12 protein-coding genes and 1 tRNA gene are annotated in these 12,245 nt (G+C 40.7%); 3 read left to right on the top strand and 10 right to left on the bottom strand.

The annotated features are described in order from the left end of the window. Positions 1-11 precede the first annotated feature (11 nt). Positions 12-389, top strand: coding sequence for a hypothetical protein (locus B4U84_RS31200; protein WP_207390960.1), 378 nt, complete (start codon positions 12-14; stop codon positions 387-389). Here the strand turns inward: B4U84_RS31200 and B4U84_RS16070 are convergent. From B4U84_RS16070 to B4U84_RS16060, 3 genes are all read right to left on the bottom strand, one after another. Continuing rightward, positions 346-612: an Arm DNA-binding domain-containing protein gene (locus B4U84_RS16070; protein ID WP_510650806.1), complete on the bottom strand. Its 267-nt coding sequence runs from the start codon at positions 610-612 to the stop codon at positions 346-348. The two genes, B4U84_RS31200 and B4U84_RS16070, sit on opposite strands and share 44 nt — an antisense overlap. A gap of 200 nt (positions 613-812) precedes the next feature. Further along, a tRNA-Phe gene (locus B4U84_RS16065) sits at positions 813-885 on the bottom strand. 76 nt (positions 886-961) lie between these two features. Next, the gene (locus B4U84_RS16060) at positions 962-1,831 is read right to left on the bottom strand and encodes a metal ABC transporter permease (RefSeq protein WP_131119412.1); all 870 of its coding nucleotides are present in this window, start codon (positions 1,829-1,831) and stop codon (positions 962-964) included. Positions 1,832-1,915: 84 nt separating this feature from the next. On the opposite strand from B4U84_RS16060, the gene B4U84_RS16055 reads away from it, so the two are divergent. After that, the gene (locus B4U84_RS16055) at positions 1,916-2,236 is read left to right on the top strand and encodes an ArsR/SmtB family transcription factor (RefSeq protein WP_017310117.1); all 321 of its coding nucleotides are present in this window, start codon (positions 1,916-1,918) and stop codon (positions 2,234-2,236) included. 139 nt (positions 2,237-2,375) lie between these two features. On the opposite strand, the gene B4U84_RS16050 is transcribed toward B4U84_RS16055, so the two are convergent. Next, positions 2,376-3,152: a metal ABC transporter ATP-binding protein gene (locus B4U84_RS16050; protein WP_131119410.1), complete on the bottom strand. Its 777-nt coding sequence runs from the start codon at positions 3,150-3,152 to the stop codon at positions 2,376-2,378. 203 nt (positions 3,153-3,355) lie between these two features. Further along, positions 3,356-4,375, bottom strand: coding sequence for a metal ABC transporter solute-binding protein, Zn/Mn family (locus B4U84_RS16045; RefSeq protein ID WP_131119408.1), 1,020 nt, complete (start codon positions 4,373-4,375; stop codon positions 3,356-3,358). 470 nt (positions 4,376-4,845) lie between these two features. Between B4U84_RS16045 and B4U84_RS16040 the strand changes: the two genes are divergently transcribed. Continuing rightward, positions 4,846-6,450, top strand: coding sequence for an iron uptake porin (locus tag B4U84_RS16040; RefSeq protein WP_131119406.1), 1,605 nt, complete (start codon positions 4,846-4,848; stop codon positions 6,448-6,450). Positions 6,451-6,611: 161 nt separating this feature from the next. Here B4U84_RS16040 and B4U84_RS31625 read toward each other — a convergent pair whose 3' ends face one another. The 5 genes from B4U84_RS31625 to B4U84_RS16020 all read right to left on the bottom strand — a co-directional run bounded on the left by B4U84_RS31625 (position 6,612) and on the right by B4U84_RS16020 (position 11,930). Beyond that, a complete protein-coding gene (locus tag B4U84_RS31625; RefSeq protein WP_242677651.1) occupies positions 6,612-6,878 on the bottom strand; it encodes a hypothetical protein in 267 nt (88 codons plus the stop codon). Next, the gene (locus tag B4U84_RS16035; protein ID WP_242677650.1) at positions 6,850-7,497 is read right to left on the bottom strand and encodes a transposase; all 648 of its coding nucleotides are present in this window, start codon (positions 7,495-7,497) and stop codon (positions 6,850-6,852) included. Before B4U84_RS16035 ends, B4U84_RS31625 begins: the two co-directional genes overlap by 29 nt. Positions 7,498-7,590: 93 nt before the next feature. Further along, positions 7,591-8,046 carry a hypothetical protein gene (locus B4U84_RS16030; RefSeq protein WP_242677649.1) on the bottom strand — a complete coding sequence of 152 codons (456 nt, stop codon included), beginning with the start codon at positions 8,044-8,046 and terminating at the stop codon, positions 7,591-7,593. Positions 8,047-8,643: 597 nt separating this feature from the next. After that, positions 8,644-10,359 carry an Rqc2 family fibronectin-binding protein gene (locus B4U84_RS16025; RefSeq protein ID WP_131119404.1) on the bottom strand — a complete coding sequence of 572 codons (1,716 nt, stop codon included), beginning with the start codon at positions 10,357-10,359 and terminating at the stop codon, positions 8,644-8,646. Between the two features lie 296 nt (positions 10,360-10,655). Beyond that, positions 10,656-11,930: a glycosyltransferase family 4 protein gene (locus tag B4U84_RS16020; protein WP_017310112.1), complete on the bottom strand. Its 1,275-nt coding sequence runs from the start codon at positions 11,928-11,930 to the stop codon at positions 10,656-10,658. Positions 11,931-12,245: the final 315 nt, after the last annotated feature.

Genomic DNA, 12,245 nt, shown 5'->3' with positions numbered 1-12,245 from the left:
CAAAAGCGGCTTTGTTTACCTTCTGTATCGCTTTAGTCGCCTATAACGTGCTGTCTACCGTTCAGGCAGCTCTTAGAAGTGTTTATGGAAGCGAGAAGATAGAAGCCGAAGTTTCTAGCTACTATTTAGCCGATGAAATCAAGGGTACTTACAGAGGGATGATGATTGCGATTTCCCCTGATGAGTGGTGTGTTTTTCAGAACATGACCTTCACAGAATTATCACAAACTCTCAAACATCTGGCAGGCCTTGTTAAACTGAGAACTTTTCGCCGTCATCCCCGAGATCCGAAGAAAGCTCGACCAAAACGAACTTACCTCAAGAGCAAGCCCCATGTCTCAACTTTTAAGATTCTAAACCAGAAAAAGCTGCAAAATAACACACCTTGAAAGGGCTAGTCCTAGTTGGATCAAAATTGCCAGAGAGAATATCTAGCTCTATTTGCCTAGCCTTCATTTCCGCCAACTTGCGATTAGCTGGCGTATCTGTAAAACCTGTCGAAAGATAATGACGTTTTCCGGTATAGCTAAAAACGAGTTGCAGGCGTTCGTTCGAGTTTTTAATTTGGACAGTTCCCTTAGAAGCCTTGCGTTGAGACATTTGGGTTTTCATCAGGTAACTCTTGAGATAGGTAAATCAGCGCGCCCTGATTTACCCCAACTTTACCCCAATAATTTGACTAACCCCGTCCAAAAATGTCCAACGTGGCATAAAGTTACACCAAATTTACACCACCCAAAACGGCTGAAATGGGTTTTTTATGGAAACAGCAAACCCCTGGAAGTCTTGCTTACCAGGGGTTTTGCTTATGATGCCAGGAACCGGACTTGAACCGGTGACACGAGGATTTTCAGTCCTCTGCTCTACCAACTGAGCTATCCCGGCGAAAACATTTGTTTTTAACGATTAATAAATTTAGCAAACTTTTTCTCAAATTGCAATAGGTAAATTAAAAAAAAAATTATGTACCTTTGCTGATCAACTTGATCCAGCTGAAAACAGCTATAAACACGATGAATTGTAGCAGTACGATACTTGGACCAGAAGCCAGGTTAAAAAGACCTGATGCAATTATGCCAGCGATGCTCGTTGTAGAACCAACAATCACCGACAGCAGCAGAAAGCGGCTAAAGTGATGACTCATCAATTTAGCTGTGGAAGCGGGAATTACCAAAAATGCATTCACCAGTAATACGCCAACAGCCTTAATCGCTACAGCAACAGCTAATGAGAGCAAAACTACAAACCCATATCGATAAATTTGTACTGGAATTCCTTGGACTTTTGCCACACCAAGATTAAGAGTTAACAAAATTTGCTGGCGCAGGGTTGATAATAGAAATATGCTCCCTCCTACAAGCACCAGCATGGTTAAAATCAGGTCTGTGAGATCGATCGCCAGAATATCGCCAAACAAAACTCCCATCAAGTTACCGCGATATCCTTGGATCAGGCTACTTAAAATTATGCCGATCGCTAAGGCCCCTGATAATACTATACTGAGTACGCTATCGCTAGCTAAATCAGTTTTGTCGATAAAGTAAATCACGAGTACCCCAAACACCAATGTGAAAGGTAGCAGCATCCAAGTGGGATTTAACTGTAGCAATACACCTAATGCTACGCCGACTAATGCCGCATGACCAACAGCGTGACTAAAAAAAGACAACTGGCGCAGGGTGACAAAACAGCCAAGCAAACCGCCAAGTATTCCCATTAATACAGCACCTGCGATCGCTCGCTGCATAAAGGGAAACTGTAGCAAAGTTAACAGGTCACTAACTGTAGTGACGGTTAACAAATAAAAATGATAATCATTAAAGCAACTCATGCAATATTATTTACATAGAATCATCAATCTGTGAAGTATATAAGTTTAGTTTCTATTCACTAATTCAATTGCCAGAAAAACGAGATGTTTACAAAAGATTTGCAACCCCCTTCAATTCAGGTTCTCAGCAGCCAAAAAGCTCAACGAATGGCAGAATTTTTTAGCTTTTTAGGGGATGCAAATCGTCTGCGAATTCTATCTCTTTTAGCAGAAAAAGAACTTTGTGTGAGTGACTTAGCAGCAACACTGGAGATGACCGAATCTGCTGTATCTCATCAGTTGCGAAATTTACGAGTCATGCGCTTAGTCAATTATCGTAAGCAAGGTCGTCGTGTATTTTATAGCCTCCACGATCACCATGTTTTGCATCTTTATCAAGCCGTTGCTGAACACTTAGATGAGTAAAATCAGTTATCAGTTATCAGTTATCAGTTATCAGTTATCAGTTGCTATTCTTTTATAACTGTTCCCAATCCCCGATCCCCGATCCCCGATCCCCAATCCCCAATCCCCAATCCCCAATCCCCAATCCCCGATCCCCAATTTAATGATTATGTTGGTAACGGCTAAACCCTGGACCATAGGTTGCTAATAGGTTTTGTGGTGAAAGCGCAACTTCTGGGACTCCGGTGCAAACGATGGTTTGGTTGAGACAAATCACGCGATCGCAATAACGATTAACCATATCAATATCGTGGGAAACTTGTAAGACTGTCCAGCCCTCTTCTTGCTTTAGTTCATTTAGCAGCGTGTAAAAATCTGCTGCACCTTGCACATCTACCCCAGCAAAAGCTTCATCTAATATTAATAATCTTCTCGGCATAACCAAGCAATAAGCAAGCAATACTCGTTTTAACTGACCACCACTCAAAGTACCAATTGCTTGATTTCGCAAATGATAAGTATCAGTTCGTCGTAAAGCAGAGGTTACAGCTATTGCTTTTTCCTGATTTTGCTGCCATAAGATTTGAGAAAATACCCTTTCTCTTTTGCTTTGCTTCACCCATCCCAAACCGACCAACTCATTCACAGAAATTGGAAAACTACGGTCAAAAATAAAATGTTGTGGCACATATCCTAACTGATGACACAAATTTCCTAGCCTATTTACTGGACGACCAAATATTTCTATATTGCCGGTAGTCCGTGGAATCAAATCTAAAACTGCTTGTACTAAAGTACTTTTACCCGCACCATTGGGACCAACTATAGCAGTGTTTGTCCCTGGTGATAATTCAAAAGAAACGTCAAGAATAGCTAGATAATTACCCTTCTTGACACTTAATTCTTCTACTTTCAGAATCGGAATTTCAATATTCATTGGTCATTGGTCATTAGTCATTGGTCATTGGTAGAGACGCGATGAATCGCGTCTGTACAATAGCCATTGGTCTCATAAAAAATTAATTATTGGTGATTTTAAATTCGGGAAAAGGTGATAAAAAATAGTTTTTTGATCAAATAACAAATACAAATGACCATTGTACAGACGCGATTCATCGCGTCTCTAATGACCAATGACATTTATTTACAAGCTGTTTCTAAAGTTTGCAAATTATTTTGCATTGCCTGAAAATAATGTTGTGGATCTGTTGGGCCTGTTTCCAATGAATCTAGTTCACGTAAAGTTAAATTCAGGTCTTTAGAAAGACTTGTCAATAATTTGTTATCTATTCCTGGTTCACCAAATAAAGCCTTGACTTTGTACTTTTTCACCGCGTTGACTGCTTTTTGTACATCTGTTGGTGTCAGTTGGTCTTCGGGAATTTCTACGACTGCAACTTGCTTGAGATTGTACCGTTTAGCTAAATATGGATAAGCATCGTGGAACGTGACAAATGTGCAGTTAGGATTTTTTTGTAAAGTCTGCTGATATTGATTATTTAAAGAATCTAATTGTTTTATATAAGCTGCTGCATTTGTTTGGTATGTATTTTTATTAGCAGGATCAGCTGCTATCAAACCATCTCGAATATTAATAACTTGCTGTTTTGCTAAAACAGGATCTAACCAGATGTGTGGATTCCCTCCAGCATGTTCATGGTCGTGTTCTTCTTCATGATTTCCTGTTTCTACAACGGGTGATATTTTTTCTATAGGTTGAATGCTTTTACTGGCATCTATTTGTGTTAACTTCGGATTTTGAGCATTTTTAACTGTTGCTTCTAAAAATTCTTCTAAACCTAAGCCATTTTTAACTAATATATTCGCTGTGGCGATCGCTTTCACATTTTCTGGTGTTGCTTGATACTCATGTACTTCTGTTCCTGGAGGTACTAAAATTGTCACATCTGCTGTATCCCCTGCTACCGCTTTCGTAAACCAATATATCGGTAAAAACGTTGCCACTACTTTAATTTTTCCTGATTTTTGTGCAGGTGTGGATGCTGCTTCCTGCGCTTGAGGTGATTGTTCCGTATTGACTGAGCCTGTTGTATTTGTTTGAGTACAACCAGTTCCAGCAATCAATATTACCAAAGTAATTAAAGAGATAATACTATTCTTGGGTTTATTTTTTTTACTTTCTCTAGGAATCTGAGTCACAGTCCTGCTAACTCCCCAGGGATTTGAACTTGACAATGAGACTTATTCTACCTCTTCTAGACTAAAATAAGTATCATTCTCATTAAATATTTGAGAACTAACGCAAAACGACACACTATAAGAATATGGTTCGGATAAAATAAATCAATTGACATTTAAATTCTGTAGAAACGTGCCATCGCACGTCTGGTACAACCCCAAAATTATGTTTGTGTGAACTGTATTTTATTGATCGCGCGTAAAACCCATCCCCTTGTGGGTGGGGCGGTTGACAAATGTTGTATTAAAAAAATTCCTAATAACTGGTAGATTATTTGAGAATTATTTTTAATAAAGCTGCTTTCAACAAGCATAGTGGTAATCTATCAAAAATATACTTCAATTTGTGGTTAGCACTTTAGGCTGGTGACGATTCAGGCTAGGGAGCTAGTGGTTGTCACTATGGCTTTTTTTAATTAGTGTGAGGAAAAATGCAAAAATTTTGGAAATCTCTGTTGGTAAGTCCAGCAATTCTCGGCGCTATCTTACTGGTTGATGCTACTGCATTCGCAGAAGAAACAATAAAAACTTCAGAAAATACTCAACCGCAATTGGTAGTCACTCCAAACCAAAGCGCTGGTCAAGTAACTTCGGTTTCTCAATTGTCAGATGTGCAACCCACAGATTGGGCTTTTCAAGCTTTACAATCACTGGTAGAACGCTATGGTTGTATCGCTGGATATCCAAATGGTACTTATCGCGGTAATCGGCCGATGACGCGCTATGAGTTCGCCGCAGGTTTGAATGCATGTTTGGATAGGGTCAACGAAATCATCGCTACCGCTACATCAGAGTTGGTGACAAAAGAAGATTTAGCCGCACTCCAAAGACTGCAAGAAGAATTTTCAGCAGAGTTGGCAACTCTGCGGGGTCGTGTGGATACATTAGAAGCACATACCGCAGAATTGGTAGCCAATCAATTTTCTACCACAACCAAATTAACTGGACAAGTGGTAATGGCGATTACCGATGTTCTGGGAGGAGATGATGTCAATGGTGTGGATGCTAAAGGAAACAATACAACCCTTGGGGTAAGAGCGCGTATAGAATTAAACACCAGCTTCACAGGGAAAGATACTCTGTTTACCAGGATTCAAGCTAATAATATCCTCAATCCAGATATTGGCACACCAGAAGGTAGTCTGTTCTTTGCTGGTGAAGATGGCACGACTGATGCTTTCATAGATGCATTATGGTATAGATTCTCTCTTGGTGATAGTACTGAAGTAATTGCGATCGCTAACGCAGGTGCAGCAGACGACATTACAAATACAATCAACCAGTTTGATGGAGACGGTGCGTTTGGTGCGTTATCAACCTTTGGTACACGCAACCCAATTTATTACCAAATGGATGGTGCGGGTTTGGGTGTCACGCAAAACTTTGGCGATACATTAGCGCTCAGTTTAGGGTATTTGGCGAGTTCACCCAATGATCCATCCGGTAGTAACGGTTTGTTTAATGGTCCTTACGGCGCACTAGCACAGCTAACCTTTCAACCGAGCGATCGCTTAACCGTTGGCTTAACCTACATCAATGCTTACAATCAAGAATTGGGTGCTGGTAGCAATCGAGCAAATCCAATATCCTTCTTTAACTCCAATTTTAATGTAGATGTACCTTTCTCCAGCAATTCCTATGGTCTAGAAGCAACTTATCAACTCAACGATAATTTTATTTTGGGTGGTTGGGTTGGTTACACCAATGCTCAGAACCTATCTACAGAAGGAGGAACAATTGACCGTGGTAAACTGGATATCTGGAACTGGGCAGTAACTCTAGGATTTCCCGACCTCGGTAGTAAAGGTAGCGTAGCGGGTATCATTGTTGGTATGGAGCCGAAAGTTACTAATTCCAGCATCAATGAAATCGATGAGGACGAAGATACCTCATATCACGTCGAAGCTTTTTACCAGTATCAGTTAAGCGAGAACATCACCATTACCCCCGGTGTGATTTGGCTAACTGCACCAGATCATAACAGTGACAATGATAACGTTATCATTGGCGCACTGAGAACTACCTTTAGTTTCTAAGTTTGTAGTGAGGACTTTAGTCCTTATTCTGAGGACTAAAGTCCTCACTACAAACGAAAAATGATAATTGTGTGTGTCTGGAGTTTAGACTAAGCAACAAGAAACGACCCAGCAAAGCTGAGTTGAAAACAAACAGACTTCAGACATGAAAATCTACAATCCTAAGCAGATTTTGGTTGCTCTTTGCGGGGCTTATTTGTAGTTTTTTTGACTATCGGATAGCGAATTCTACGTTGTCGTGGTTTTCCTGGTTTCCAGCCTGGAGACTTTCCACGAGGTTTAGGTGAGCGGGCAGGAGTACCAATCACTGCAAAAATGCTCCCCATCGCTTGGGCAACTCTTCCAGGGGTCATTTTGTCTAATGACTTTTGCCAAGGTAAAGGGTTATCGGCAACGATATCACGCGCCAGCCACAATTCCCAAGTCACGCCTAGGCATCAGGTCACTCCAACGCTCACATTGCTGAGGAGTACTGAATTTCGGCAGTGTCCAGTGTAAACGTTGCTTCAAAAAACGATACCAATGGTCAACACTAAAGCGACGCAAATAGAGTTGCCAAACTTCAGATAGTGGAGGCATTTGTTCTCCTACCCAAGCCAACCATAAAGGTTTTGATACCCGTGAATTTCCTTGCTCATCTAAGCGTTCAACCCTGATGAGGGACATGGGACGTCTAGCAGCTTTGCGAAAGTGTAAATTTGACCATAAGCTCACTTTGACTCGACCTAGTTTTGCATCGCCAACTTCTATACTTTGAGTAACTTCGCCCCATGAATCCGGTTCATTTAGTTTGAATTTGTCACCATGTTTCCTTGGTCGTCCCTTGCCAGAATATGGTGGTGGTGCGCCCCATAAACACAGGTTTGAACGCAAACGGACAAGAATATCTGCTTTGATGTTGGCTGTTTTCAAAACGAAAGGGGCGCACCCGTACTCACTATCCCAAACAGAAATTGGTCTAGTTGGTAAATTCTCACACACTTGTTGTAATTGCCATGTTGCCTTCTGTATCGGGTTTTCCCAACTGGTAATTCGCTCATGTCTCAAGGGTAATGCCCAACTGCCTTCAGTTTCTGGTATCCAAGCAATGGTGCTATGGGATCTCCAAATAATAAAATGCCCAGCCGTCGCTTTCGCCTCTTAGGCGAAAGCGCGCTCTACTTTGGGCGGATGCCAAAATATATTTAATACGGCGCTTGCTTTTATTACGAGTAAGTGCCTATATCCCTGACCTATGGTAATTGGTTTGTTGCCTGCTATTGTCACACTGCTGTGTTCAATTGTCCTCTCCTGTAGAGTTACCGCATCTGGGCGTGACCAAGCAGTGTGGTCGCCTGCTAACAACGGACTACCCTGGGTTGGTATTTGTTTGATGTATAACTGCATCAATTTCTGTCGCTGTGGTCTGCTATCTTGTAATGCTTCATAGATGCTTGGCCACTTACGTCTAAATACTGGTGATAGCGATAAATCTGCCAAACTGTAGGCGTTCCGAGTCAGTAATATTGCATCCATCAGTTCAAAAGTCACATCATGCGCTCTACCTAAATGCTTGTACGCCGCTTGACGAAATTCTTCTAATTTGGCACGTTTCATATTGGCAGGTGAGAGTAGGTGGTTCTTCTCTCAGCTTCTGCTAATAGGGGGACTGTGTTCAATCACACCCTCTATTTTTTTTTTGAGGTTACCTAATTTAGTCTAAACTCCAGGTGTGTGCGTAAGTCCTATAAATATAATGTAGGAATTACTGAAAAATTTTTACTTGTTGATATAAAAAAAGACCAGCCGTAACAGACTGGTCTATAAACAAGGCTATCCTTTATGTTCTCTTCTCATGTAGAGTGAAATCCAAACATTGCGTTTCTAAAACGCAACGAGCAATCTTTCTTAACAAGATTGTAGCAGCCAACACAGATTTTTAGTTAATTTTTATCAAAAAAAGAAATAGACCAAAAAATTTAGCTTCTATCTTTAAGAATAATTTAACTCTGAAGAAACACTTTCAACAGAAAACGGGATTTGAGAAAAGGATTCTGTCGCATCATGCCAGAATAAGATTTGTTAAGTTGATTTCTGATTGATTATTTTGTGGATCTGGAAAATATAGGTTCAATAGATTGGCTAATAGCTAATACCATTTCACGTTAATCACGATACACATAAATTTTGTACCAGACGCGATATATCGCGTCTCTACAGTAACTGCGGTTGTCCCCAAATAATACGTTCTTGCTTGTAAATAGCAATTCCCGGTTTAGCTCCCTTGGGTTTATAGACGTGTTTTGGTTGAGTGTAAACTACTGGTACTTGGTCGCTTTGACGAGCGCGACTGTAGTAAGCGCTCAGATTAGCAGTGAATTGTAAATCTGCTTCGTCTGGAACAGCACCGGGTTCTAGTCGTAATAGTACATGACTACCTGGAATTTCTTGAGTGTGGAACCACAGATCATAATCGCCAGCGATACGGAAGGTTAATTGGTCATTTTGTCGATTATTACGACCGATTAAGACTTCAAAACCGTTAGGGGTGCGGTAATGATAAAAGTTATCAGGGGTTTCGTTACTACTACGACTACGGTATTCTTGCTCTTCTAAATATTGCTGTTGAATTAATTCTTCGCGGATTTCTTCTAGGGCTTGCAAATCTGCCGCTGTTGTGTAATTGTCTATTTGAGCGATCGCAGCTTCGACTTGTTCTAAATACTCGATTTCGGCGTTGACTTCTGCTAGTAATGGTTCGACAGCAGCACGAGCGCGTTTGAGTTTTTGGTGTTGTTTATACAGATTTTGGGCGTTTTGTACAGCATTTTTATCTGGTTCGAGTCCAATTTGTACTGGCTCACTAGTTTCAAAATCAGGAAGGGTAATTTCTTTCATTCCTGGTTCCCAGTTTTGCAGGTACGCCATTAACAAATCAGCTTTGGTACGATACTCATCGGCTCGATCCGATTGCTGTAAGCGTTGTTGAAAAGTTTGTGCTTTTAGCCGCAGTTTTTCTAAAAGATTACTGACTTTCTGACTCAGTTGATGACGCAGTTGTGAGAAGGTTTGTTGATTAAGTTGATCTGTGTAGTAGCGGTTGAGTAATTCTTGAATATCCGTTGCTGGCTCAATTCCACCCCAACCAATCACAGTGTATCCTTCTGTTGTCCAAGCTGGTTGAAATTTCTCGTCTGTTAGATTTTGCAACCATTCTTGCCAAAGTGTAAACAATTTTTGCCAATCTTGGGGTGTCAGAGTGTCAGTATTTGTTTCTGGATCTATATTCGCAGCCAACAGCATTGACTGTACTAAAGCTGGAGAAACACCACGATAGTTTTTCAACAACTGTCGCTTAATCGCTGTTGGAATTAAACTCACTCGTTCTTGCCAACGTTGTTGGGATTCGCTCAAACTAGGTATAGCATTAGTCAGACTAGGTGGGGTTTCATAAGGTTGTCCGGTGAGGATGGGACGAACACTCGATTTTTGTTGGTTGACCTGATGAGCAGCAGTAATAATAATATTATTCGCATCAGTGAGAATCACATTACTGTATTTACCCATGACTTCTACATACAGGTGATACAGAGGTTCCTCTCCCGGACGACGAGCAAATTGTAAATCAACAACCCGTTCCCAAGGTGCGATCGCATCAACTGCGATTAAGGCTAAATTACCCAACTGATGAACTAGCTGTTGACTAAAAGTAAATGTGTCTGGCGATCGCGGTGGTGGATCACCGATATGCAGACGCGCAGCTTGGGGGTGCCAAGAAATTTCTAGCCAACCGCGCTGTTTGAGGGTACGTAGCGCAACACAAATAGTATGGCGATCGCGCTGATAAACTTGTTCCAAGCGCGATGGTAACCAGTGAGCGCGGATGTCGCTACAAACAGCGCTGAGAGTGGTAAAATCAAATGTTTGCACAACAATTTTTCGCTCAATTAACTTTAAATGGTTGACATAGCTCTTGAAAACAAGAGATGCACATAGATAGAGATATCGTATCGACGTGCATCTTTTATGGTAACGGCAATTGACTTTTAAGAGAATCAGATCCCCTACTTCACAGAAGAAGTCGGAGATCTTGTAGTTCAGAAAGGCTATATTAGGACTTACGCACACTCTACGAATTCTTGGCTTGTTGGCGTCTTGGCCGTTAGATAAATTAACCTTTTTGGCAATTTTTGCGTAAGTCCTGTATATGATGAATTACTGAAAAACTACGAACTCAGTAATACTGGTTCTTGCTCTTGAACTTTTGGTTGTAATAACTGGGTGTAGAGTTCACTCAGTTGAGTTGCTACACCATTCCAACTAAATTTGGTTTCAACTCTCTTTCTCGCAGCTTGACCTAGTTTATCTCGCCATAGGGGATTGGCAAGAATTCGATCAATCGCCACAGCAAAAGCTTCTTCATCCTGTGGTGGTGCTAGCAAACCAGTTTCTTCAGACACGACAGTAAACTGAAGTCCACCAACATCACTTGCTACAACTGGTGTATAGCACGCCATCGCTTCTATGGCTACCAATCCAAATGGTTCATAGTGACTGGGAACAACGCAAACATCAGCCGCAGCATAATAAGTAGGTAGGATGTCCTGACTCAGACGACCTGTAAAGATGGTAAAGTCGCTCATTCCTAATTCAGCAACAATACCTTCAATTCGTTGGCGTTCCATACCATCGCTTTGTCCCGGACGACTACCACCGCCAATGATTAGCTTAACATTATTCTCACCACGGAATCGAGACTGTCCTACAGCACGTACCAAGGTTTCTATACCTTTACGGTAGTCAAAACGCCCCACATACATAACTACTTTGTCTTCGGGATTAAGACCTAACTGAACTCTTGCTGTTTTGTGATCAAAACAACCAAACCGCTCAATATCAGTACCGCAGGGGATAATATCGATGTTACCTTTTGTGGAAACGAGCGATCGCATATGTTCTTTTTCCTGTGGACTTGTCGCCACAATCCGTTCTGCTGTTTCCAATACTTCTTTTTCCACTGCTAACCGTGTACTGGCGATTAGAGGAATAGTCTTTATAGTGTTATATTTGACCGCCCCTAATGAGTGGTATGTATGAACCTGCTTGCTACCTTTTATTTTCTTTAACTGCATTCCTACCCAGCTAGAAAGCCAGTAGTTTGTGTGAATTAATGGATAATTAAGATTATTTTCTCTTTGGAAATCAAGAAAATTATCTACAAATTCTGGTAAATAGGGAAATAAATTGTCTCTAGGGACAAATTCAACAGCACCCGCTTCCAAACGTATTGTTCGACAATTTGGATGATGTTGAACAATAGTATCTTGCTCTGGACTGATTTTACGGGTAAACATATCTACTTGCCATCCTAGCTGGGCTAGAGCTTCGCCCACATGGCGCACATAAACATTTTGTCCTCCAGCTTCTTCTTTACCTATTTCAATTGCTGGGTCGCCATGGACTGAAATCAAGGCTATGCGTTGTTCAGTTCTAGAGTTCATAGTTTGTTGGTTTTTGATTTGAACGAGGTGTTAAGCAAGCTTTAGTCCTGTTTATTTTTTCACCTCATTATTTATGTCGAAAGTTTAAGTAATCTTTATTTTAATTTAATATGTCAAATATTTTTATACACCAATGACTAGAAGTCATCTGCTAAATTACATATTTCTATTTGTTTTATTTATATATAATTGGTGATATTTTTATTTGATAGTTTCGCTCAGGAAAGAATTTTTTTGCAGAAAATCCCTAAAAATGAGTTAACTAAATGTAATTTATGAACTTATTTGATAATAAATGGAAATATTTTTGATTTT

This window comes from Westiellopsis prolifica IICB1, assembly GCF_004323185.1.
GTDB classification, from domain to species: domain Bacteria; phylum Cyanobacteriota; class Cyanobacteriia; order Cyanobacteriales; family Nostocaceae; genus Pelatocladus; species Pelatocladus prolificus_A.
Note: the sequence above shows the minus strand (reverse complement) of the source record. Positions and strands in the feature narration are given on the sequence as shown.

What these genes read in the sequence shown, in the direction of transcription:
- B4U84_RS16040 (WP_131119406.1), top strand. Translation starts at nt 4,846, where the DNA reads ATGCAAAAATTTTGGAAATCTCTGTTGGTAAGTCCAGCAATTCTCGGC.
- B4U84_RS16050 (WP_131119410.1), bottom strand. Translation starts at nt 3,152, where the DNA reads ATGAATATTGAAATTCCGATTCTGAAAGTAGAAGAATTAAGTGTCAAG.
- B4U84_RS16070 (WP_510650806.1), bottom strand. Translation starts at nt 612, where the DNA reads ATGAAAACCCAAATGTCTCAACGCAAGGCTTCTAAGGGAACTGTCCAA.
- B4U84_RS16060 (WP_131119412.1), bottom strand. Translation starts at nt 1,831, where the DNA reads ATGAGTTGCTTTAATGATTATCATTTTTATTTGTTAACCGTCACTACA.
- B4U84_RS16055 (WP_017310117.1), top strand. Translation starts at nt 1,916, where the DNA reads ATGTTTACAAAAGATTTGCAACCCCCTTCAATTCAGGTTCTCAGCAGC.
- B4U84_RS16020 (WP_017310112.1), bottom strand. Translation starts at nt 11,930, where the DNA reads ATGAACTCTAGAACTGAACAACGCATAGCCTTGATTTCAGTCCATGGC.
- B4U84_RS16030 (WP_242677649.1), bottom strand. Translation starts at nt 8,046, where the DNA reads ATGAAACGTGCCAAATTAGAAGAATTTCGTCAAGCGGCGTACAAGCAT.